This window comes from Curtobacterium sp. SGAir0471 (assembly GCF_005490985.1).
In the GTDB taxonomy this organism is placed as follows: Bacteria; Actinomycetota; Actinomycetes; order Actinomycetales; family Microbacteriaceae; genus Curtobacterium.
This window is the reverse complement of the sequence record NZ_CP027869.1, coordinates 1,348,830-1,371,984: the sequence shown is the minus strand read 5'-3', so window position 1 is coordinate 1,371,984 and position 23,155 is coordinate 1,348,830. Positions and strand designations below refer to the sequence as shown.

Annotated in this window: 18 protein-coding genes; 3 read left to right on the top strand and 15 right to left on the bottom strand. The window is 72.0% G+C overall.

All coding sequences use genetic code 11. The features are described from left to right. Positions 1–12: 12 nt before the first annotated feature. The 13 genes from C1N91_RS06290 to C1N91_RS06230 all read right to left on the bottom strand — a co-directional run bounded on the left by C1N91_RS06290 (position 13) and on the right by C1N91_RS06230 (position 16,171). Entirely contained in the window at positions 13–1,392 is a 1,380-nt protein-coding gene (locus C1N91_RS06290) for an FtsQ-type POTRA domain-containing protein (protein ID WP_137767051.1), read from the bottom strand. Further along, entirely contained in the window at positions 1,389–2,816 is a 1,428-nt protein-coding gene (gene murC, locus C1N91_RS06285; protein WP_137767050.1) for a UDP-N-acetylmuramate--L-alanine ligase, read from the bottom strand. Before murC ends, C1N91_RS06290 begins: the two co-directional genes overlap by 4 nt. Then, a complete protein-coding gene (locus tag C1N91_RS06280; protein ID WP_137767049.1) occupies positions 2,813–4,033 on the bottom strand; it encodes a UDP-N-acetylglucosamine--N-acetylmuramyl-(pentapeptide) pyrophosphoryl-undecaprenol N-acetylglucosamine transferase in 1,221 nt (406 codons plus the stop codon). The genes murC and C1N91_RS06280 overlap by 4 nt, the downstream gene beginning before the upstream one ends. Then, on the bottom strand, positions 4,030–5,349 hold the full coding sequence (gene ftsW, locus C1N91_RS06275) for a putative lipid II flippase FtsW (protein WP_137767048.1): 1,320 nt from the start codon (positions 5,347–5,349) through the stop codon (positions 4,030–4,032). Before ftsW ends, C1N91_RS06280 begins: the two co-directional genes overlap by 4 nt. Beyond that, positions 5,318–6,847 (bottom strand): UDP-N-acetylmuramoyl-L-alanine--D-glutamate ligase, encoded by a 1,530-nt coding sequence (gene murD / locus C1N91_RS06270; protein WP_175415931.1) that lies wholly within the window; start codon positions 6,845–6,847, stop codon positions 5,318–5,320. Before murD ends, ftsW begins: the two co-directional genes overlap by 32 nt. Next, positions 6,837–7,940 carry a phospho-N-acetylmuramoyl-pentapeptide-transferase gene (mraY, locus tag C1N91_RS06265; RefSeq protein WP_137767046.1) on the bottom strand — a complete coding sequence of 368 codons (1,104 nt, stop codon included), beginning with the start codon at positions 7,938–7,940 and terminating at the stop codon, positions 6,837–6,839. The genes murD and mraY overlap by 11 nt, the downstream gene beginning before the upstream one ends. After that, positions 7,937–9,448, bottom strand: a complete 1,512-nt coding sequence (locus tag C1N91_RS06260) for a UDP-N-acetylmuramoyl-tripeptide--D-alanyl-D-alanine ligase (RefSeq protein WP_137767045.1) — start codon at positions 9,446–9,448, stop codon at positions 7,937–7,939. The genes mraY and C1N91_RS06260 overlap by 4 nt, the downstream gene beginning before the upstream one ends. Continuing rightward, on the bottom strand, positions 9,445–11,070 hold the full coding sequence (locus tag C1N91_RS06255) for a Mur ligase family protein (RefSeq protein ID WP_058750355.1): 1,626 nt from the start codon (positions 11,068–11,070) through the stop codon (positions 9,445–9,447). Before C1N91_RS06255 ends, C1N91_RS06260 begins: the two co-directional genes overlap by 4 nt. Before the next feature lie 14 nt (positions 11,071–11,084). Then, positions 11,085–12,854, bottom strand: coding sequence for a peptidoglycan D,D-transpeptidase FtsI family protein (locus tag C1N91_RS06250; protein WP_137767044.1), 1,770 nt, complete (start codon positions 12,852–12,854; stop codon positions 11,085–11,087). A gap of 49 nt (positions 12,855–12,903) precedes the next feature. Continuing rightward, positions 12,904–13,668, bottom strand: a complete 765-nt coding sequence (locus C1N91_RS06245) for a hypothetical protein (protein ID WP_137767043.1) — start codon at positions 13,666–13,668, stop codon at positions 12,904–12,906. A gap of 1 nt (position 13,669) precedes the next feature. Then, positions 13,670–14,626 (bottom strand): 16S rRNA (cytosine(1402)-N(4))-methyltransferase RsmH, encoded by a 957-nt coding sequence (gene rsmH, locus C1N91_RS06240; RefSeq protein ID WP_137767042.1) that lies wholly within the window; start codon positions 14,624–14,626, stop codon positions 13,670–13,672. Between the two features lie 108 nt (positions 14,627–14,734). Next, positions 14,735–15,166: a division/cell wall cluster transcriptional repressor MraZ gene (mraZ, locus tag C1N91_RS06235; RefSeq protein ID WP_058729729.1), complete on the bottom strand. Its 432-nt coding sequence runs from the start codon at positions 15,164–15,166 to the stop codon at positions 14,735–14,737. Between the two features lie 606 nt (positions 15,167–15,772). After that, positions 15,773–16,171 (bottom strand): DUF3040 domain-containing protein, encoded by a 399-nt coding sequence (locus C1N91_RS06230; protein ID WP_137767041.1) that lies wholly within the window; start codon positions 16,169–16,171, stop codon positions 15,773–15,775. Positions 16,172–16,318: 147 nt separating this feature from the next. On the opposite strand from C1N91_RS06230, the gene C1N91_RS06225 reads away from it, so the two are divergent. Then, positions 16,319–17,416 (top strand): polyprenyl synthetase family protein, encoded by a 1,098-nt coding sequence (locus tag C1N91_RS06225; RefSeq protein ID WP_254678371.1) that lies wholly within the window; start codon positions 16,319–16,321, stop codon positions 17,414–17,416. Between the two features lie 135 nt (positions 17,417–17,551). Here the strand turns inward: C1N91_RS06225 and C1N91_RS06220 are convergent, their stop codons facing one another. After that, a complete protein-coding gene (locus C1N91_RS06220; RefSeq protein WP_137767039.1) occupies positions 17,552–17,917 on the bottom strand; it encodes an Rv2175c family DNA-binding protein in 366 nt (121 codons plus the stop codon). 220 nt (positions 17,918–18,137) lie between these two features. On the opposite strand from C1N91_RS06220, the gene C1N91_RS06215 reads away from it, so the two are divergent. Beyond that, positions 18,138–19,367 carry a LysM peptidoglycan-binding domain-containing protein gene (locus tag C1N91_RS06215; protein WP_137768693.1) on the top strand — a complete coding sequence of 410 codons (1,230 nt, stop codon included), beginning with the start codon at positions 18,138–18,140 and terminating at the stop codon, positions 19,365–19,367. A 109-nt stretch (positions 19,368–19,476) separates the two neighbouring features. Further along, a complete protein-coding gene (gene pknB, locus C1N91_RS06210; RefSeq protein ID WP_175415930.1) occupies positions 19,477–21,516 on the top strand; it encodes a Stk1 family PASTA domain-containing Ser/Thr kinase in 2,040 nt (679 codons plus the stop codon). 290 nt (positions 21,517–21,806) lie between these two features. On the opposite strand, the gene C1N91_RS06205 is transcribed toward pknB, so the two are convergent. Next, positions 21,807–23,150: a class II 3-deoxy-7-phosphoheptulonate synthase gene (locus C1N91_RS06205; RefSeq protein WP_137768692.1), complete on the bottom strand. Its 1,344-nt coding sequence runs from the start codon at positions 23,148–23,150 to the stop codon at positions 21,807–21,809. Between the last annotated feature and the right edge of the window lie 5 nt (positions 23,151–23,155).

The following is a 23,155-nucleotide window of genomic DNA, read 5'->3' as shown; positions in this document are numbered from 1 at the left end:
GTGCGCTCGTCCTCACTGCGCCGGACGGACGATCCCGTTGTCCGGCGCCGAGACGTCGAACTCGACCTTGGTGCCCGGGTCCCGCGAGGCGTGGTCCGCCACGAGCGCCGCGAGGAGCGACGCCTTGGCGTCCGAGTCGTCGGGGCTCCCCCACACCACGCTCGATCCGTCGTCCAGGGTGAGCGTGACGTCGTCCGCGGTCGTCGCACGGACGTCGGTGACCTGCCGACGGACCGTGGAGGGCAGCGAGAGCACCACCTCGGTCATCGTCCGGAACACCGGGGAGCCGAGCTCGGCCCGCTGCACGTCGGCGACCGGCACCCCCTCGGGACGGTCCGGCGAGGACTGCACCACGATGCCGGCCGGGTCCACGAGGTCGTACGAGTCGCCCGACTGCACGGCGACGACCGGCGTCCGCTCGGTCACGGTCACCACGAGGGTGTGCGGCGGGACCTCCTCGGTCACGTAGCTCTCGATGAGCGGGAAGCCGGCGATGTCGCGCTTGACCTCGCCGAAGTCGATGCGCGCGAGCGGCGTGCCCACCTGGTCGGAGAGCGCCTGGCGCAGCGCGGTCGCGTCGACCCGTTCGGTCCCGCGGACCTGGATGGTGCGCAGGGCCATGAGCGGCGAGTAGACGGCGACCAGGATGGACGCTCCGAACACGACCACCACGGCCCCCGCGGTGATCCACGCGGCGCGGCGGTGTCGTGCACGACGGGTGAAGCGTCGGACCTCGGCGCGTTCGAGCAGCCGACGGCGGCGCTTCGCGACGCGCGCCTCACGGGCGGTCTCGGCAGCACGGACACCGGCGCCGATCGGGGCGCTTTGCGCATCGACGGCGGACGGCCTGAAGGCACGGTGCGCGTCGATCACGTCGGTCACCGTGGCCACGCCGGTCGCGTCGTCCGCACCGGTCGCGTCGTCCGCGCCGGTCGCGTCGTGGTGCGACCTGACGCCACCGTCGAGGGCGCCGGCGGACGCGCTGCCCGCGTGGTCCTCGTCCGGGGTGTACTCGCGCAGGCGCTCCGCGACGCTCGACCAGCCGGCGCCGAGGCGCCGCCCGGCGGCGCCGGCGAGGGCGCTCGCACGCTCGCGCTGGCTCGACGCCTGCGTCGCTGCCGCTCCCGGTGTCCGGACCGCATCGTGCGTCTCGGGGGCCGGTGCGGCGGTGGGGGCGACCGCCCCGTCGACCGGCGCCGACGTCGCGGAGGCGGGTCGGGCCTCCCGGCCGTCGCCCGCTGCTCCAGGCTCTGCTGCTCCGTGCCCCGCGGCTGCTCCGTGCCCCGCGCGCCACGAGGTCAGCCGACCGCGACGCTGCCGCGGTGCGCGGGCGTCGTCGGCCGGGGCGTCCGGTTCCTCCGGACGCCCGTCGAAGCCCTCGGGTCGCTTCACTGCGCGCGGTCCCCGCAGCCGTCCTGGCGGAGCGCACCGAGGACCTGCGGGATGATCCGGTACACGTCGCCGCAGCTCAGCGTCATGACGATGTCGCCGTCGCGGGCCACCTCGGCCGCACGGGCAGCGGCATCGCCCCAGTCCGGCAGGAACTCGACCTTCGACTGGTCCGTGAAGCGCTCCTGGACGAGGGCGCCGGTGACGCCGGGCTCCGGGTCCTCACGGGCGCCGTAGACGTCGAGCACGACCGTGTGGTCGGCGAGCTCCTCGTACACGCGGGCGAAGTCCCCGGCCATGAGGCGCGTGCGGGAGTACAGGTGCGGCTGGTGGATGGCGATGATCCGACCGTCGCCGACGACGTTCCGTGCTGCGCGCAGCGCGGCCGCCACCTCGGTGGGGTGGTGCGCGTAGTCGTCGTACACCGACACCCCGCGCTCGACGCCGTGCAGCTCGAAGCGACGCTCGGTGCCGCCGAACGCCTCGATGCCGCGGATGGCGTCGGCGGGCTCGACGCCCAGCCCGGTGAGCACCGCGAAGGCCCCCACGGCGTTCACCGCGTTGTGCCGACCGGGCACCCGGAGCGTCATGTGGTGGTGCTGACCGCCGGCGCGGAGGTCGACCTCGACGCTCGCCGCCTCGACGATGCGCTCGATGCGGACGTCGGCGTCGGCGGCCTCGCCGAAGGTGACGATCTCCGGGGCGTGCTCACGCGCGCGGACACCCTCGGTGACCCGCTTCGCACCGGCGTCGTCGCTCGAGACCACGATGCGCTCGCTCGCCTTGCCGGCGAACTCGACGAACGCGTCGATGAACGCCTGCTCGCTGCCGTAGTGGTCGAGGTGGTCGGCGTCCACGTTCGTGATGAGCGCGACCGCAACGTCGTAGAGCAGGAAGGACCCGTCGGACTCGTCCGCCTCGACGACGAACAGGTCGCTGCCGCCCGGAGCCGAGCTCGTGCCGAGCGACTGGATGACACCGCCGTTCACGAAGCTCGGGTCGAGGCCGAGCTCGACCATGGCGGTGACGATCATCCCCGTCGAGGTCGTCTTGCCGTGTGCACCGGCGACCGCGACCAGGCGGTGGTCGGCGATGAGTGCGGCGAGGGCCTGGGACCGGTGCAGGACCGGGAGCCCCCGGCGCTGGGCCTCGAGGAGCTCGGGGTTGTCCGGCCACAGGGCGCTCGTGACCACCACGGTGTCCGCGTCGCCGACGTTCGCGGCGTCGTGGCCGACGTGCACCTCGGCGCCGAGGTCGCGCATCGTGCCGGTCGTCGCGGTCTCGCGCGAGTCGCTGCCCGTGACACGGTGCCCGGCGGCCAGGAACATCCGTGCGATGCCGCTCATGCCGGAGCCGCCGATGCCGACGAAGTGGACCGTGCCGAGGTCGTCCGGGATCGGCTGCGTCAGGTCCGGCTTGATGGTCATCGTTCCTCCGTGGTGCTGGTGCTCGTGCGGTCCGCGCCGGGCCCGGTGCTGTGGTCCGGGCGTGCCCCGCTGCTGCGGTCCGGGCGTGCTCCGCTGCTGCGGTCCGGGCGTGCTCCGCTGCTGCGGTCCGGGCGTGCTCCGCTGCTGCGCTCCGCCGCCTCGCGCACGAGGGCCGTCATCCGGTCCGCCCCGTCGCGGTGCCCGACACTGCCGGCGCGGACCGCCATGTCCGCGATCCGGGCCCGGTCGCGCAGGATCGGCAGCAGCTGGTACGTCACCCACTCGTCCGTGAACGCCGCGTCGTCGACGAGGACCGCTCCCCCGGCGTCGACGACGTCCGCCGCGTTGTGCCGCTGCTCGCCGTTGCCGACCGGGTACGGCACGAGCACGCTCGGCAGTCCGACCGCGGTGAGCTCGCAGACCATCCCGGCGCCCGACCGCGACACCACGAAGTCGGACGCCGCGTAGGCCAGGTCCATCCGGTCGCAGTACGGCAGCACGTGGTAGCCGTCGAGGTCGCTCGGCCCGATGTCGGACTTCCCGCCGACGACGTGCAGGACCTGCCAGCCCGCGTCGACGATCGCCGTCGCCGAGCGGTTCACCGTCGTGTTGATGCTCCGCGCGCCGGACGAGCCGCCTGTGACGAGCAGGACCGGACGGTCCGGGTCGAGGCCGAACTCGGCGAGGCCCTCGGCCCGCGATGCCCGGCGGTCGAGCGACTCGATCTCCCTGCGGAGCGGCATCCCGACCAGGCGACCGTGCCGCAGGTGCGTGTTCGAGAACGTCAGGCCCACGTGGCGGGTCAGCAGGGCGGCGAGCCGGTTCGCGAGCCCGGGCTTGGCGTTCTGCTCGTGCACGACGATCGGGGTGCCCGTCCGCTTCGCGGCGATGTACGCGGGAGCCGCCGCGTAGCCGCCGACGCCGAGGACCACCTCGACGTCGTGCTCGCGGATGAAGCGCTCGGTGCGCCGGACCGCCCCGAGGAAGCCGCCGGGGAACCGGAGCGCTCGGGCGTCGAGCTTCCGCGGGAAGGGCAGACGCGGGACCGTCAGCAGCTCGTAGCCGCGCATCGGGACGAGCCGGGCCTCGAGGCCCTCCGCGGTGCCGAGGACGAGCACCCGGGCGTCGGGGTCCTGCTCGGTCAACCGGTCGGCGACCGCGAGCAGCGGGTTGACGTGGCCGGCGGTGCCACCGCCGGCGAAGAGGTAGGTGCTCACCGGAGCACTCCGTTCTGTGGTGCGGAGCCACCGCGCGGCAGCGTCGGACGACCCTTGCCCGGGAGCTCACGGGCGAAGGACAGCACGACGCCGATCGCCAGCAGGGTCATGATGAGTGCCGATCCACCGGCGGAGATGAGGGGCAACGGTACCCCGAGCACCGGCAGCAGACCGAGCACGACGGCGATGTTCACGAGTGCCTGCCCGATGATCCACGCCATGATCCCGCCGGTGACGGTGCGCACGAAGGGGTCGTCGGACTGCCGGATCACCTTGATCATGCTGACCGCGAGCACGATGAACAGGGCCAGCACCACGACGGCGCCGATGAGCCCGAGTTCCTCGCCGATGATCGCGAAGATGTAGTCGTTGTCCGCCTCGGGCAGCCACGACCACTTCGCCTTCGAGTTGCCGAGGCCGACGCCGAACACCCCGCCGGACGCCAGCGCCCACATGCCGTGCACCGGCTGCCAGCACAGGTCCTGGTACTGGTTCGAGTCCGTGCACCCGGAGAGCCACGCGTTGATGCGGTACTGCCGCGACGCCGACGTCATCGTGACGAACGGCAGGACGACCGCGACGGCCCCGAGGATGACGAGCAGGTGCTTGGCCCGCGCTCCGCCGATGAAGAGCGCGCCGAGCAGCAGGATGAGCATGATCATCGCGGTGCCCTGGTCGCCGCCGAGGAGCACCATGCCGAGCGGGAGCACCGTCGCGATGCCGACCGGCACGAACAGTTCCTTCCAGTCCCGCAGGCGGTCGCGCTTGACGTAGATGATCGCGCCGACGGCCAGGGCGATGCCGAGCTTGACGGCCTCGGACGGCTGGGCGCTGAACGAACCGAGCTTGATCCAGTTGCGGTTGCCCTGGATCTCGATGCCGAGGGGCGTGTACACGAGCAGCTGCAGGACGAGCGCCGCGGCGAGGATCCGCATGGCCCACTTCCGCCAGAGCCGGGCCGGCACGCGGCTGGCGACGAGCATGAGCGGGACGCCGAGCACCGCGTAGAGCCCCTGCTTCGAGGCCGCGCCGAAGAAGTCGTGGGTGGCGGCGTACTGCTCGACGCTGGACGACGACAGGACCATCACCACGCCGAACACGACGAGGAAGAGCGTCACGCCCAGGATCGTGTAGAACGTGCTCGACTCGGCGACGAAGACGTTCTTCACCGCCACGACGGCGCCGCGCGCACGACGGGGGGCACCCGCCTGACCTGCGCCGCCCTGACCGGTGCCGTCGTGACGGGTGCCGTCCTGTCCGGTGCTGCCCGTCGTCCGGCCGCCGCTACGGCCGCTCGGGAGATCCGTGGTCGCCATCGGCTGTGCCTCCCAGGTGCTCGTGGACCGCCGCCGCGAACCGGCGCCCCCGGTCGGCGTAGGAGTCGAACTGGTCGAACGACGCGGCAGCCGGGGCGAGGAGGACCGTGTCGCCCGGTCGTGCGACCGAGGCGGCATGCCGGACCGCCTCGGGCATGACCTGATCAGTGTCCGTCGCCTCGACCTGCAGGACCGGGACCGCCGGCGCGTGTCGCGCGAATGCCTCGAGCACAGGGGTGCGGTCCGTGCCGATCACGACGACTGCTCGTGCGCCGGGGCCGAACCGCTCGACGAGACCGTCGATGTCGACGCCCTTGAACTGGCCGCCGACGACCCACACGACGGTCTCGAACGACGCGAGCGACGCGGTCGCCGCGTGCGGGTTCGTCGCCTTCGAGTCGTCGACCCAGGCGATCCCGTCGGCCGTCGCGACGTGCTCGGTGCGGTGGTGGTCGGCGCGGAAGCCCTGCACCGCGGTGCAGATGTGCGCCGGTTCGACCGTGGCCGCGCGGGCGAGTGCGGCCGCCGCGAGCACGTTCATCGTCATGTGCGGGCTGGCGAGTCCGGCCTGCTCGAGGTCCGCGACGGTGGCGAGCTCGAGCGCGCTGTTCCGCCGGTCCTCGGTGAAGGCGCGGTCGCAGAGCACGTCGTCCACGATCCCGACGTCGCCCGGCGCGGGGACGCCAGGCGTGAAGCCGACCGCCCGGCAGCCCTCGACCACGTCCGCGCCCTCGACCATCCGGCGCGTGACCTCGTCCGAGGTGTTGTAGACGCAGGCCGTCACGGTGCGCTCGTACACCTTGGCCTTCGCGGCGCGGTAGGCCTCGGCGGAGCCGTGCCACTCGAGGTGGTCGTCGGCGATGTTGAGGCAGGCGCTCGCGAGCGGCACGACCGCGCCGTCGCCCGTGGTCGGCATGTAGTGCAGCTGGTGGCTGGACAGCTCGACGACCAGGACGTCGAAGCCCTCCGGGTCGCGGACGACGTCGAGCACCGGCACGCCGATGTTCCCGCACGCGACCGCGCGGAGCCCGGCGGCGGCGAACATCGCGGTGGTCAGCTGCGTCGTCGTGGTCTTGCCGTTCGTGCCCGTGATGGTCACCCACGGCGCGGCGACCGGGCCGCGGACGACCTTGTCACGCACGCGCCAGGCGAGCTCGATGTCGCCCCACACGGTGCTGTGCTCGACCGACCAGCGGACCGACGCGTTGTGCGGGGGCAGGCCGGGCGAGACGACCACGACGTCCGGGGCCTGCTGCTCGAGCGCGGCCGGCACGGTCTCGAGCGGGGTGCGCTCGAACCGCGCGCCGATGACGTCGAGCAGCTCCACCGTGTCGGCGGGGCCGTCGGGTGCGTAGACGACGACGTCGCTGCCGAGCTCCACGAGGGTGTCGGCGACCGAGAACCCGGTCGAGCCGAGGCCGAGCACTGCGACGCGCAGGCCCTTCCAGCCCTCGGCGTACCAGCTGTCGAGTCCTTCGAGGCGGGCGTCAGCCGACACGGGCGATCCACTCCAGGTAGAAGAGTCCGACACCGGCCGCAACGCAGAGTCCCGCGATGATCCAGAACCGGACGACGACGGTCACCTCGGCCCACCCCTTCAGCTCGAAGTGGTGGTGCAGCGGGCTCATCCGGAAGATGCGCTTGCCGTGGGTGATCTTGAAGTAGGCGCGCTGCAGGATCACCGAGCCGGTGACGATGAAGAACAGGCCGCCGATCAGGATGAGCAGCAGCTCGGTGCGGCTGAGGATCGCGAGGCCGGCCAGCGCACCGCCGAGGCCGAGCGAGCCGGTGTCGCCGAGGAAGATCTGCGCGGGCGACGTGTTGTACCAGAGGAACCCGATCAGGCCACCGCACACGGCGGCGGCGACGACGGCGAGGTCGAGCGGGTCCGACGTGCTGTAGCAGGCGTGCCTGGTGCTCTCGTCGAGGCGGACACCTCCGCAGATCTGGTTCGACTGCCAGAAGCCGATGATCACGTACGAGCCGATCGCCAGGATGCTCGAGCCGGTCGCGAGACCGTCCAGCCCGTCGGCGACGTTCACGCCGTTCGACGTGGAGACGGTCAGCAGCACGATCCACGCGAGGTACAGGATCGTGCCGATCACGGTGCCGAGCACCATGAAGTCGAGCCACGGCACGTCGCGGATCGCGGAGATCATCGTCGACGCCGGGGGCTTGCCGTTCCCGGTCGGCACGACGAGCGCGATCGTGGCGAACACCACGCCCACGATGACCTGCCCGAGGACCTTGGCCCAGCCACCGAGCCCGAGGCTCCGCTGCCGGCGCACCTTGAGGAAGTCGTCGATGAAGCCGACGAACCCGAGCCCGACCATCAGGAACAGCACGAGCAGCCCGGACAGCGTGACCGAGTCGCGGCCGACCAGGTGCCCGACGAAGTAGCCGAGCACCGCGCCGATGATCAGGACGATGCCGCCCATGGTCGCCGTCCCGCGCTTGGTGTGGTGCGACTGCGGGCCGTCGTCACGGATGAACTGTCCCCAGCCGAGGCGGTGGAACAGCTTGATGAACAGCGGTGTGAGCAGCAGTGTGAACACCAGCGCCACGGCGCCGGCGACGAGGAGCGCGATCATTCGGTGACACCTCCGAGGCGGTCGCCGAGGAATCGCAGTTCGGCGGACTTCGAGGACTTGACGAGGACGACGTCGCCGGGGCGGACCATCTCCTGCAGGGCGTGGACGGCCGCGTCGACGTCCTCGATGTACACGGACTCGCCGTCCCACGATCCCTCGAGGGTGGCGGCCTGGTGGATCGGCGCGGCGCCGGGTCCGACGACCACGAGCTGTCCGATGCCGAGACGGACGACGAGCCGGCCGATGCGGTCGTGCTCCTCCGTCGAGAACTCCCCGAGCTCGGCCATCTCGCCGAGCACGGCGACCGAGCGCTCCCCCGGGCGCACGATCTGCGCGAGGGTCCGGAGGGCGGCTGCCATCGAGTCGGGCGACGCGTTGTAGGCGTCGTTGATGACGGTCACGCCCTCCGGTCCGCCCTGGAGGAGCTCCATGCGCCAGCGCTCGGCCCGCGTCATCGACGCGAGCGCCTCGGCGCCGGCGGCGAGCGGGATGCCCCACAGGTGGGCCACGGTCAGGGCGGCCGACGCGTTCATCGCGTGGTGCTCGCCGAGGATGGCGAGGCGGACGTCGACGGTCTCGGGGAAGCGGGTGGTGCCTCCCGGCTGGTCCGTCGCGTCGGCGAGACCGTCGCCTCCGGGGCGGACGGGAGGGGCGGTGAGCGTGAAGCGCGTGCCGCTGCGGTCCGTCTCGATGCCGGAGATGCGGTAGTCCGCCCCGGCGGACGTGCCGAACCCGACGACGGTCGCATCGGTGATCGCGCGCATGGACGCGACGCGGTCGTCGTCGACGTTGAGCAGGGCCGTCGCGGTGGCCGGCAGGTCGGTGACCATCTCCGACTTCGCGCGCTGCGTCGCCTCGATGCCGCCGAACTCGCCGGCGTGCGCGAGTCCGACCTTGAGCACGACGCCCGTGTCCGGCTCCGCGATCGAGACGAGCTTGGCGATGTGGCCCTTGCCGCTCGCACCCATCTCGACGACGAGGAACCGGGTGTCGTGCGTGATCCGGAGCATCGAGACCGGGGCGCCGACGTGGTTGTTGAACGACCCCTGCGGCGCCACGGTCGCACCGTGCTGCTCGAGGATCGTCCGGAGCATGTTCTTGGTGCTCGTCTTGCCGTTCGAGCCGGTGATGCCGACGACGCGGAGCGGCGCCGGGCGACCCTGGTCGTCCACGCGGTCGGCACTCGAGGCGCGGACGCGGGCGACGACCTCGTGCGCGAGCGCGGCGAGGGCGGCGTACCCGTCGGACACCACGACCTGCGCGGTGGCGGAGCCCTCCGGCAGCGCGACGGCGCGCTCGGTCACGACCAGCGCCGCACCGGCCTCGGCCGCGTTCGGCACGAAGCGGTGGCCGTCGGTCTCCTCGCCGAGCAGGGCGAAGAACACGCTGCCGGCGCCGACCAGGCGCGAGTCGGTCTCGACGCTGCCGTCGACGACCTGCTCCGGGGCACCGCTGACGAGCTCGCCGCCGATCGCGGCGGCGATCTCGGCGAGGGTCAGGGCGATCATCGGATCTCCTCCGCCGGGCCGGAGTTCGGCTCCCAGCCGGCCTCGCGGAGAGCCTGACGGGCCTCGTCACGCGCCGAGTACGGCGTGCGGACGCCCTCGATGTCGCGGTAGTCCTGGTGGCCGGGTCCGGCCCAGAGGATCGAGTCGCCCTCGCCGAGCAGGCTCACGGCCTTGCGGATCGCCGCCTCGGGCGGGCTGACCTCGTAGGTCTCGTGGTCCGGGTACGCCTCGCGCGCGGCGTCGACCAGGGTCTTCCGGATCGACGCGGCGTCCTCGAAGCGCGGGTGGTGGTCGGTGACGACGAGGATGTCGCTGCCCGCGGCGGCGACACGCGCCATGTCGCCGCGCTTGGTCTTGTCCCGGTCACCGTCGGCGCCGAAGAGCATGAGGACCTTGCCGGGCGTGAACTGCCGGACCGCGGCGAGCGTGTTCTCGAACGCGTCGGCGCTGTGGCCGAAGTCGACGTAGACGCTCGGGCCCGAGTCGCCGGACACCCGCTCGGTGCGTCCGGGCAGGTAGCACTCGATCGCGCTGACCGGGTGCTCGTCGGTCTCGTCCGCGTAACGGCGGTGGTTCGACCCGAGGGCGTGTGCGATGGCACCGAGCTCGAAGCCTCCCTCGACCAGCATCACGATCGCGAGTCCGGCGTTGGCCGCCATGTGCCAGCCGATCAGCGGGACGCGCGTCGTCAGCTCGCGGCCCTCCGGGCCGGTCAGCCGGAACTCGGTGTAGGCCGCGTGCGCCTCGACGATGTCGACGTGCCACTCGGCCTCGACCTCGGGGTGCACCGTGATCGTCGTGACCGGGATGCGGGAGTCCTGCACCACGCGGTGGCCCCAGTCGGTGTCCAGCGAGACGACGCCACGACGGGCGTGCTCGGGCTGGAACAGCGGGAGCTTCGCCTGGTAGTACTCCTCCATGTCGGCGTAGTCGTCGAGGTGGTCGTGCGACAGGTTCGTGAACCCGGCGACGTCGAACACGATGCCGTCGACGCGGTGGCGGCTCAGGGCCTGGGCGCTGACCTCCACCGCGACCGCGCGGACCTCGGACTCGCGCATGCGGGCCAGGAGTGCGTGCATCTCGCTGGCCTCGGGCGTGGTCAGGCGGCTCGTCACGCTGAGCGAGCCGATGTGGCGCTCCGCGGTCGAGCTGAGGCCGGTGACCAGGCCGAGCTGCTTGAGGATGCCCTCGAGGATGTACGACGTGCTGGTCTTGCCGTTCGTGCCGGTCGTCGCGAAGAGCTGCGGCAGGTCGGTCGCCTCGTCCGGGTGGGTGCGGTAGACCCACGCCGAGACGTCGCCGAGCGCGGCGCGCGGGTCCTCGACCACGAGCACCGGCAGGCCGGACGGCTCCGCGAGGGCGACCCCGTCGGCGTCGGTCAGCACCGCGACGGCACCGCGCTCGGCGGCCTCGGTCGCGAACTGGGCGCCGTGGCGGTTCGCGCCGTGCACACCGACGAAGAGGTCACCCGGCTGCACCTCGGCAGCACTCAGCGTGACGCCCGTCGTCTCGACGGCGTCGACGGAGCCGACCACGCGCATGCCGAACGCGTTCGCGAGCTCGGCCACGCTCCTCGGGGTCGGGTGTTCGGGTCGGAGGACCGGGGGGATCCGTGCGGACAAGTGCTCCTTCTTCCTCACCACGTGGACGGGTACAGCTGCGCCTCGGCCGTGGAGGGGGCTACTCGGTACTTCTCGAGCACCTGGGACATGAGTGTGCGGAACGCCGGAGCCGCTCCGCTGGACCACTTGTTGGTCTGCGGCTTCGTGAACGTCACCGTGACAACATACTGGGGGTCCTCGGCGGGTGCCATTCCGGCCACGGAGGTGATCCGCTGGCCGCCGTAGCCCTTGCTGCCCTCGGCGACCTCGGCGGTACCGGTCTTCGCCGCGATGTTGTAGCCGGAGATCGGCTTCATCCCGACCAGGGTGCCGCCGGTGACCACGCTCTGCAGCATCTTCACGGTCTGGTCGGCCGCCGCGGCGGACACGACGCGCGTGCCCTGCACGTCGGGCGCGTCGATGAGCTTGCCGTCGGCGGTCTTGCAGCCCTTCACCATGTGGAGCGGGATCCGGACACCCTGGTTCGCCAGGGTCTGGAACACGCTGGCGACCTGGATCGCGGTCGTCGAGATGCCCTGCCCGAACATCGAGTTGATGTTCGTCTGGCTGCTCCAGTCGGGCGATGCGCCGTACTGCATGGCGGGTTGCCCCGGGTACTGGATCGCCGACTCGGGCTCGAACAGGCCGAACTTCTTCATGTAGTCGTACCGCTGCTGCTGCGAGAGCCGCTCGCCGAGCTCCGTGATGCCGACGTTCGACGAGTTCTGCAGGATGCCGGTCAGCGTCAGGTTCTCGGTCGGGTGGAACTCGGAGTCCTGGATCTTGCCGCCCCACGGGAAGGACCGCGAGTACGGCACGACCGCACGATCGGTCGGGCTCGACTTGCCCTGGTCGATGAGTGCAGCGGCGATCGCGGCCTTGATGGTCGAGCCGGGCTCGTAGGTCGAGGTCAGCGCCCGGGAGCCGTACGCGCCCTTGTCCGTGGTCGCATCGACGTCGTTCGGGTCGACCGTGGGCCAGTCCGCGACGGCGAGGAGCTCACCGGTCTTGACGTCGACGACCGTCGCGGTCGCCGACTCCGCCTCCAGCGACTGGGCGGCCGAGGCGATCGTCTGCTGCGCCATGTACTGCAGGTCGCTGTCGATGGTCGTCTCGAGCGTGCCGCCGTCCTTGGCCTGCTCCGTCGTCCGGGTGCTCCCGGGGAGCTGCACGCCGTCCTCGCCGCGCTCGTAGGTCTCCGAGCCGTTCTTGCCCGCCAGGCACTGGTTGTACGAGTACTCGAGGCCGGCCTGGGCCCCGTCCGTGCCCATGAAGCCGGTCAGCGCACCGCCGGTCGCGCCCATCGGGTAGACGCGCGCCGACTGCTGCTCCTTGTAGACCCACGGGATGCCGAGGGCGACGACGGCCTCGTAGTGCTTCACGTCGAGGCCCTTGACCAGGTAGGCGAAGTCGGACTTCGGGTCGGCCTGGATCGCCTTCCGCATCGCCTGCGCGTCGCCGCCGGACGCCTTCGCCAGCGCCTGCAGGGCGTCGTCGACCGAGACCTTCTTCGTGCGTTCGCCGCCGAGCTTGCCGTCGAAGGCCGCCACCAGCCGCGGCGACGTGACGATGTTGTAGCGGTTCACGCTCTCGGCGAGCTCGGTGCCGTTGCGGTCGACGATCGCTCCGCGGTTGCCGTAGATGGTCACCGGGATGCTGCGCTTCGCCTTCGAGGCCTCGTTCAGGGACGCTGCCTGGACCACCTGGATGTCGACCAGGCGGATCACGAAGACCGCGACGAGGGCGATCACGGCGATGATCACCACGCTGTAGCGCAGTCGAGGGTTGCGGATCGTCTTCGTCACGCGGTGCGGTCCTTCCCGGGTGGTGCGGCAGTCCGATCCCGCCCGCAGGTCACCGGGTGGTGGGTGCCTGGAGCGGGTTCGCGTCGGACTCTACGTCGGTGGTCGAGCCCGTCCGGCCCGACTCGCTGGCGCCTGCGCTCTTCTCAGCGTCGGTGGCCGAGGAGCCACCGGCGGCGGTGCTCGTGCTGCCCGCGGTGCCGGACGTGCCGTCGGCCGTCGCGCTGCCGTCGGTCGTGCTCGTGCTGCCCGTGGCCGCGGTCGAGCCGGCGCCGCCCGCGGACGTGCCGCCGTCGGTCGCGCCGGCCTTCCCGGCGCTGGCGTCGGGCCCCGCGGCGAGCGGGACCGGGTCGAGCAGGGCGTTGGGGACCTGGTTGTCGCCGCTCGCGGTCACCTCGTCCGGGGCCGCCGGGGTCGGCGTGCCGTAGACGTGGCCCGTCTTCGGGTCGAGGTAGACCGGCGTCGAGTTCGCGATCATCCCCAGCGCCTTGGCGTTGCGTGCAAGGTTCTGCGGCGAGTCGAGCACCCGGAGCTCCTCGGACAGCGACTGCTGCGTGCGGGAGAGCTTCGTCTGCTCGGCCCCGAGGGAGTCCAACGTGTACGCACCCTGGCTGAGCACCATGCTGATGCCGAGCTGCGCGAGGAGCAGCACGCCGAGCGCGACGACCCCGACCACGGCGTAGGCGACCTTCGGCCGTGCCCGACGCTGCGCCTTCGACGGGGCGACCTCGACGAGCTCGGGGCGCGCCCGGCGGGGCGGCTGCGGGGCACGCGACGGTGCGCCGACGGGGTCGACGAGTGCGAGGTTCGTGCTCATGTCACTTCCGGATCCGCTCGGCCGCGCGCAGGCGCACGGGGATGGCTCGGGGGTTGGCGGCGCGTTCGGCCTCGTCGGCCAGTTCCGCGCCCTTGACGACGAGGGAGTAGGTGGGAGCGTGCTCCGGCAGCTCGATCGGCAGGCCGGCCGGGGCGCTCGAGGTGGTGCGCTCGACGAGGGCCCGCTTCACGAGGCGGTCCTCGAGCGACTGGTAGGACTCGACGACGATGCGGCCACCCACGGCGATCACGTCGAGCGCGGCCGGGATCGCCCGCTCGAGCACGGCGAGCTCGGCGTTCACCTCGATGCGGAGCGCCTGGAAGACGCGCTTCGCCGGGTGTCCCTGCCGCTGCACGGCGACGGGGGTGGCGTCGTGCAGGACCTGCACCAGGTCCCCGGACATCGTGAAGGGGCGCTCGGCGCGGCGATCGACGATGGCGCGGGCGTAGCGCCCGGCGAGCTTCTCCTCGCCGTAGCGCTGGAAGATCCGGCGCAGCTCGCCCTCGTCGTAGGTCGCGAGGACGTCCGCGGCGGTCTGCCCCTCGGTCCGGTCCATCCGCATGTCGAGCGGGGCGTCCTGGCTGTAGGCGAAGCCTCGCTCTGCACGGTCCAGCTGCAGGGAGCTGACCCCGAGGTCGAACAGCACACCGTCGACCGCGTCGAACCCCTCGCCCTCGACCGCCTTGACGATGCCGTCGTACACGGTGTGGACGAGCCGTACGCGGTCGCCGAAGCGCGCGAGCCGCTCCCCCGCGATGCCGAGCGCGTCGGTGTCGCGGTCGAGCCCGATGAGCGTGAGCTCGGGGAAGCGCTCGAGCAGCGCCTCTGAGTGTCCGCCCATGCCGAGGGTGGCGTCGACGACGACCTTGTCGGGCCCGTCGAGGGCGGGGACGAACAGGTCGACGATGCGCTGGAGCATCACCGGCGTGTGCGGGAACTTCGGCTGGTCTTCGGCCATGTGCAGCCCCTCTGGTCCTCCGGGCCACGCATCCGGATCCCCATCCATGCGACCTGACACCGGGGAAGGTGTGTCAGGGCACCACGGCTGGGAGTCCCGATCCGCGGATCAGAAGATCCCCGGGATCACCTCCTCGTCGTTGTCGGCGAAGCCCTCTTCGACCTCGGCGTAGTAGGCCTCCCACGCGGGGGTCGACCAGATCTCGGCACGGTCACCGCTGCCGATGACCGTGAGGTCCCGCTCGAGCCCCGCGTACTCACGGAGGTTCTGCGGGATCGTCACGCGGTTCTGCTTGTCCGGGGTCTCCGCGCTCGCTCCGGAGAGGAACAGGCGCATGTAGTCCCGGGTGCGCTTCGACGTCATCGGAGCCGTCCGGATCCGTTCGTGCAGTTGCTCGAACGTGTCCGCACTGAACACCACGACGCAGCGCTCCTGTCCGCGGGTCATCACGAGTCCCCCGGACAGTTCGTCCCGGAACTTGGCGGGGAGGATCACGCGACCCTTCTCGTCGAGCTTCGGGGCATGGGTACCGAGCAGCACGTCGGGGCCTCCCCTCCGCTCCACCGGACCGTCGTGACCCCCACTTTACTCCACTTCGCTCCCCGCGGAACGGTCGGCGCTCCCGAATACCGCCGAATCCCCCGGACTGGGGCATCCCGAGGGCGGCCGGAGCGCGCCGACAGCCTCGCGGATCCGCGGAACGATGGGCTCGTGGAGCGAAGTGGAGGCAGTGGAGGGAAGTGGAGGACTTTCGCAGTCTCAGGAGCGAGCGGGGGCGCGCCGGACGGGAGGCACGGCGCCTGCCCGCCCCGCGCCTCCCGTCCGCCATCGCTCGCGCCGGCGCCCGCGTCGCCCGTTCCTTCCCACAACGCCCGCAATGGAAGGCGGAAACGGGCGAACCAGGTGGTTCCGTCCGACCAGGTACGCCCGATTCCGCCAGGTACGCCCGGTTTCGCGGGGTACGCCCGGTTCCGTCAGGTACGCCCGGTACCGCGAGGCACGCCCGGTTCCGCCGAGTACGCCCGGCTCCGCCAGGCACGTGCACTGCGCTCCGCCACAGCAACACGTGACGGACCCCGGACACGAGAACGGGGCCGGTCCCGAAGGACCGGCCCCGTGGAGGCGTGTGGAGGAGCTGCCGGACGGCTACTGCTGCCCGGGGTCGTTGCGCTTGTCCCAGCGCTCGTTCATGCGGTCCATGAACGATCCGCCCGAGGACGAGCGCTGCGAGCGGCCGGTCGATGCCTTGCCGGCCTTGGGCGCCTTCGCCCCCGACTTCGGCATCCGCATGCCCGGGCGCAGCGCGTAGAGCACGCCGGCGAGCATCACGATGAAGCCCGGCAGGCCGAGCCACGGCTGCTTGATCACGAGCGCGACGACGACGATCGCGATCCCCACGAGTGCACCCAGCACCCCGAGCGTGATCGACGTGTAACTGGCGCGACCCTGGCGGCGCGTGACCCGCGCCACGAAGTCGGAGTCGTTCTGGTAGAGGCTCCGCTCCATCTCCTCGAGGAGTCGCTGCTCTTGCTCCGAGAGTGGCATCTCGTTTCCCTCTTGTTCCTGGGGATGCTGTCTGGGTGACCGCTGGTGTGCCGCGTTGCCGCCGGGTTGTGGCATCGCTGAAGTGGACCGATCCTACGTCTCAGCCGCTCCACTAGGGTAGGAGTCGTGGCTGAGAGTACGCGATTAGTGGACCTCGTTTCGGCACGGGTCGGCCGGGCACTCGACGAGCAGCGTGACCGGCTCCTCGCGATCAGCCCCGACCTCGCGCCGTTCGACCGGTACGCCCGGGACCTGCTGTCCGGCGGCAAGCGCTTCCGGGCACTGTTCTGCTACTGGGGGTGGCAGTCCGTCGCCGGCCGTTCCGGCTCGTTCGACCCCCTGGCGGAGGGCTCCCGCCAGACCACGGCCGAGGCGATCGTCACGGTGGCCGCCGCGCTCGAGATCTTCCACGCCGCGGCGCTGGTGCACGACGACATCATGGACCGCTCGGACACGCGTCGCGGTCGTCCCGCCGCACACCGGCGCTTCGAGTCCCTGCACGAGGAGTCCGGCTGGGTCGGCGACCGCGCGCTGTACGGCACGAACTCGGCGCTGCTGCTCGGAGACGTGCTGCTCTCGCTGAGCGACGCGGTCTTCGACGAGGGACTCGCGCTGCTCGACCCCGCGCGGGCGCGCATCGTCCGCCAGGAGTTCCACACGATGCGGCTCGACGTGACCGCGGGGCAGTACCTCGACGTGCACGAGGAGACCGCCTGGCCGTCGATCGACGAGTCCGAGCACCTGGTGCGTGCGCAGCGCGTCATCGTCTTCAAGTCGGCGAAGTACTCGATCGAGGCCCCGCTCGTCATCGGCGCCCTGGTCGCCGGCGCGTCCGAGGCGCAGCTCGAGGGCCTCCGCTCGTTCGGTCTGCCCCTCGGCGTCGCCTACCAGCTCCGCGACGACGTGCTCGGCGTCTTCGGCGACCCGGAGGTGACCGGCAAGCCCGCCGGTGACGACCTCCGTGAGGGCAAGCGCACCGTGCTCATCGCCTCCGCCCGCAAGTCGCTGTCGGCAGGTCCCCGCCAGCTGCTCGACGAACTCCTCGGCGACCCGGACCTGACCGAGGAGCAGGTGCAGATGCTCCGTGCGACCCTCACCGAGTCCGGTGCGGTCGCCGCGGTGGAGCGCTCGATCGACCGGCACGTGCAGCGCGCCAAGGCAGCGCTCGAGGCCACCCCGCTCAGCCCGTCGGCGCGCGGCCAGCTGCTGTCGCTGGCGGACACGGTCAGCCGCCGCGTCGCGTAGACGCGGGTCACACCGGACGGGAGGCCCGTGGCGACACCGCCGCGTGCCTCCCGTCCGTCGTCCGGTCGCCCCGGTCGGGCGACCAGCGTGGCGCGGACCGTCCTGCGGCCCGCGCCGAGCGGGGCTCCGGTGTCGCTAGAGCAGGGACTGCGCGACGCGGCGCACCTCGGCCTTGCGGCCGGCGCGCAGCGCGGCGATCGGCGAGGTGCGGAGCGCCGGCTCCTCGGAGAGCATCCAGCGGACGGCCTCGTCGTCGGAGAACCCGTTGTCCCCGAGGACGATCAGCGTGCCGCGCAGCTCCGGCAGCGGTTCGGCGTCGTCGAGGAACTCGCTCGGCACCCGCAGGACGCCGTCCACGCGAGCGGGCAGCAGCGTCTTCTGCTCGAAGAGGCGGTGGATGCGCCCGGGGGTCACCCCGAGCAGGTCCACGAGGTCGGGCACCGTCAGCCAGCGCTCGGAGAGGGTCGTGTCGTCGGTGGGTCCATCACTCACGCGCCCCATGTTGCCAGAGCGGCGGTCACTGTTGACGCCGCCCCGTCCGTCACACGAGTCACACACGCAACACGCGACTCTCTGGTTGACTTGGGAATCACGCCATGTCAGCGTGGAGCCACCTGTGAGTGCTCGCTCGCGCGCTCGGCTCACCCAGGACAGGAGACAACCCGTGGACAACGCTGCAGACGACGCCGCCCGGCGCGCTCGATCCGCCCGGTTCGCCACCATGCCCATCGTCCTCGCCGGGACGATCGCCGTCACCGCCGGCCTCACCGGCCCGGTCGCACACGCCGAACCCCGGCACGACGACGACGCCGCGAAGAAGCGGCACGTCGACGAGGACCGCAACGTCGGCGACCGTCCGGTGTTCGGCACCGCCGTCGCCCGCCCGTCGACCACCACCGTCACCACGGTGGCCAGCGTGTCGAAGGCCCCGACGACCTACACGGTGCGCCAGGGCGACACCGTCTCCGGGATCGCCGCGCGCTTCGGGCTCTCCGCGCAGGAGGTCCTGGTCCGCAACGGCCTCGGGTGGAACACGATCATCCACCCCGGCCAGACCCTCCACCTGGCATCGGCGCCCGCCGCTCCCGCCGCAGCCCCGGCGTCGACCGGTGCGACCGGCAGCTACCACGTGAAGTCCGGCGACACCGTGTCGAGCATCGCCGCCCGCAACGGCGTGTCGACCTCGTCGGTCCTCGCGGCCAACAACCTCTCGCAGCGCGCGCTGATCTACCCCGGTCAGACGCTGACGATCCCGCGCGCCGGCACGACCGCCTCGGCGTCCGCGCCCGCCGCGGCTGCTCCGGTCGCGTCCACCCCGGCTGCCGCTCCCGCTCCCGCTGCTGCGACGAGCGTGAAGATCGCGACCGGTGACACCATCGGCGCCATCGCCGCGAAGCACGGGGTGTCGGTGAAGGCGCTCCTCGCCGCGAACGGCCTCAGCTACACGAGCACGATCTACGCCGGCAAGACCCTGGTGCTGCCCGCCGCGACCTCGAAGCCGACCACGACCCCGACCGGCGGCGCCGTGACGACCGCGGTCGGCAGCGTCAACGGGGTCGAGCTGACCGGCGAGCAGCGGCGCAACGCGGCGACGATCGTCAGCGTCGGCCGGACCCTCGGCGTCCCCGACCGCGGCATCGTCATCGCCCTCGCGGCCGCACTCCAGGAGTCGAGCCTGCGCAACCTGTCGCACGGCGATCGCGACTCCGTCGGCCTGTTCCAGCAGCGACCGAGCCAGGGCTGGGGCACGAAGGCCGCACTGCAGGACCCGGCCACCGCCGCCGAGCTGTTCTACGTCGGCAACCCCGGCAAGACCCGCGGGCTGCTCGGCGTGCGCGGCTGGTCGTCGATGGCCCTGACCGACGCCGCCCAGGCCGTCCAGGTCTCCGCGTACCCGAACGAGTACGCGAAGTGGGAGCAGACGGCGCGCGCGCTGCTGGCCTCGCTCTGACGCGCGGACGTGGTCGGCCGGTCAGCCGACTCATCCTCGAGATCGAGATTGGGTCACGGTCGGTGCGTCAGGTCGGGCCGCACGGGCAGCGCTTCGTAGAATGCCGCCGATGACCACGAACGCCGCCACGGACCCGATGATCGGTCGCATGATCGACCAGCGGTACCGCGTGCGCTCGCGCATCGCCCGCGGCGGCATGGCGACCGTGTACCTCGCCACCGACGTCCGCCTCGAGCGTCGTGTCGCGATCAAGATCATGCACGGGCACCTGGCCGACGACCAGGCCTTCCGGGAGCGCTTCATCCAGGAGGCCCGGTCCGCCGCCCGGCTCTCGCACCCGAACCTCGTCGGGGTGTACGACCAGGGCGCCGAGGACGACACGGCGTACATCGTCATGGAGTACATCCCGGGCATCACGCTGCGGGACCTCCTGCAGGAGCACCGGGCCCTCACCCCCGAACAGGCCACCGACATCCTGCGCGCCGTGCTCGCCGGCCTGGCGTCGGCGCACAAGGCCGGCATCGTCCACCGTGACCTCAAGCCCGAGAACGTACTGCTCGCCGACGACGGCAGGATCAAGCTCGGCGACTTCGGCCTGGCGCGGGCGACGACCGCGAACACCGCGACCGGCGCGGCGCTGCTCGGGACGATCGCCTACCTGTCCCCCGAGCTCGTCACGCGCGGCGCCGCCGACTCGCGCAGCGACATCTACGCGCTCGGCATCATGCTCTACGAGATGCTCACCGGCGAGCAGCCCTACAAGGGCGACCAGCCGATGCAGATCGCCTACCAGCACGCCAACGACACGGTCCCGGTGCCGAGCGCCGCGGAACCCGGGGTCCCGCCGGAGCTCGACGACCTCGTCGCCTGGGCGACCGCGCGCGACCCCGAGGACCGTCCCCGCGACGCCCGCGAGATGCTCGACCACATCTCGGGCAACCAGCAGCGCGCGACCGGCCAGTACCGCACCGCCGTACTCCGGCCGGAGAATGCGACCGCGATCCTGCCGGCCGGCAGCGCGGCGCCGTCCTCGGCAGACACCGGGCGACGCGACGGCGGTGCACCGGACGACGCCACACGGGTCATCGCGAGCTCCACCGGCGGCGCTCCCGCAGCACCCGGTCGCCGCGGCGCACCCGGGCCTCGCCGCACGGGCTCCCAGCCCGGCGCGCTCTCCCCCGCCGGGCAACGGCTGGCCGACAAGTCCGCCAAGCGCCGGAAGCGCGGGTGGATCGTCCTGGCGGTCGTCGTCGTGCTCGCGGTGCTCGCCGGTGTGATCGGGTGGGCCCTCGGCCCCGGCCCGTGGGGCAACGTCCGCATCCCCGAGGTCACCGGCAAGTCGGTGGCGCAGGCCAGGCAGCTGCTCCAGGCCCAGGGCCTCGAGCCGACGGCCCGCACCGACAGCCGGTACGACGCCGTGGTGGCGAAGGGCCAGGTGTCGACGACGAAGCCCGCAGCAGCACGCGAGGTCCGCAAGGGCACGCCGGTGCAGATCGTCGTGTCGGACGGCCCGCGGATGATCGCCCTGCCCGCGATCGTCGGGCAGCCCCTGTCGACCGTGACGGCGGCGCTCGACGACGACTTCCAGCTGCAGGACGACCAGTACGAGTTCTCGGCCGACGCACCGAAGGACACCGTCATCGCGGCGAAGGGCCTCGGTACCGACGGGCAGACCGTCGACCTGGCGTCGGTCGGCGAGTACGCCGAGCGCGGTCCGGTCACGCTCACCGTGTCGCTCGGCGCGGTGCCCGACGTCACCGGCAAGACCCTCGACGCGGCGACCGCGGCACTCGACGAGGTCGGCCTGGTCGTCGGTGCGCAGCAGGAGCGCTACAGCGACGACGTGCCGAAGGGCCAGGTCGTGTCGTCCAGCGTCGAGGACTCCCCCGCCGTCCGGGGCTCGGCGGTCGACCTCGTGCTCTCGAAGGGGCCGACGCCGATCACGCTGCCCGACGTCGCCGGCAAGACCATCGACGAGGCGACCTCCACCCTCGAGAACCTCGGGCTCGACGTCGAGGTCCCCGAATGCACGAACGTGCTCTGCCGCTTCTACGACTGGAAGTCGGCGCTCCCGGTCACCGCGACGGACCCGGTCAAGGGGTCGACCGTGCACCGCGGTGACACGATCACGCTGTCCTACGAGCAGTAGGCGCACGAGACGCCTGGCCGCACCGGTCGGGCCGGTCGCTCCGGTCGCACGACGTGCCGCCGTGCGCGCCGTGTCGGCGGCCGTTCCGGTCGCACGACGTGCCGCCTGCGGCGGTTCCGGTCGCACGACGTGCCGCCGTGACGGAACCTGAGCGGCAGGTCGTGCGCCCAGGGCAGCGCCCGACGAGACGCCGGGCCGGGCCGGGCCGGGCCGGGCCGACAGCGCGCCGGAACGGACGGGAGGCGCGGTGCCAGCTGGCCCCGCGCCTCCCGTCCGTCCGTCCGTCGCGGCTACGGCCGCTGGTACGGGTGGGCGCTGAGCTCCTCGGCCACCAGGAAGGCGAGCTCGAGCGACTGCATGTGGTTGAGCCGCGGGTCGCACAGCGACTCGTACCGCGTCGCGAGGGTCGCCTCGTCGATCTGCTCGGAGCCGCCGAGGCACTCCGTGACGTCGTCGCCGGTGAGCTCGACGTGCATGCCGCCCGGGTAGGTCCCGACCTGTCGGTGCGCCTCGAAGAACCCGAGGACCTCGTCGACCACGTCGTCGAAGCGCCGGGTCTTGTACCCGGTCGGCGTGGTGAGCCCGTTGCCGTGCATCGGGTCCGTGACCCACAGCGGGTTCGCGTCCATGCCCTTGATGGCCTCGAGCAGCTTCGGGAGTTCGTCGCGGATCCTGCCGGCGCCCATGCGGGTGATGAACGTGAGGCGGCCGGGCTCGCGCTCGGGGTCGAGCGTGTCGACCAGGGCCTTCATGTCGTCGACGCTCGTGGTCGGGCCGAGCTTGACCCCGATCGGGTTCCGCACGCGGGACAGGAAGTCGACGTGTGCGCCGTCGATGTCACGCGTCCGCTCGCCGATCCAGATGAAGTGCCCGGACGTGTCGTAGGCCAGGCCGGAGCGCGAGTCGATGCGGGTCATCGGGCGCTCGTAGTCCATGAGCAGCCCCTCGTGCGAGGCGTAGAACTCGGTGTGCTTGAGCGCTTCGAAGTCGGCACCGCAGGCGTCCATGAAGCGGATCGCGCGGTCGATCTCCTTCGCCAGGTGCTCGTAGCGGGCGTTCGCCGGGTTCGACGCGAAGCCCTTGTTCCACGAGTGGACCTGCCGCAGGTCGGCGAACCCGCCCTGGGTGAAGGCGCGGACGAGGTTCAGCGTCGACGCGGCTGTGTGGTAGCCCTGCACCAGGCGACGGGGGTCGGCCTGGCGGCTCTCCGGCGTGAAGTCGTAGCCGTTCACGATGTCGCCGCGGTAGGCCGGCAGCGTCACGTCGCCGCGCGTCTCGAAGTCGCTCGACCGCGGCTTGGCGAACTGCCCCGCCATGCGGCCCATCTTGATGACCGGCATCGAGGCGCCGTAGGTCAGCACGACGGCCATCTGCAGGATCGTCTTGACGCGGTCGCGGATCGAGTCCGCGGTGGCGCCGGCGAAGGTCTCGGCACAGTCGCCGCCCTGCAGCAGGAAGGCCCTGCCCTGGGCGGCGGCGGCGAGCCGCTCGCGGAGCTTGTCGACCTCGCCCGCGAAGACGAGCGGCGGGAGCGTCGCGATCTCGGCGGAGGCCGCCTCGGCAGCGGCACGGTCAGGCCACGTCGGCTGCTGCTTGATCGGCAGGGTGCGCCAGTGGTCGAGGCCCTCGATCACGTCCG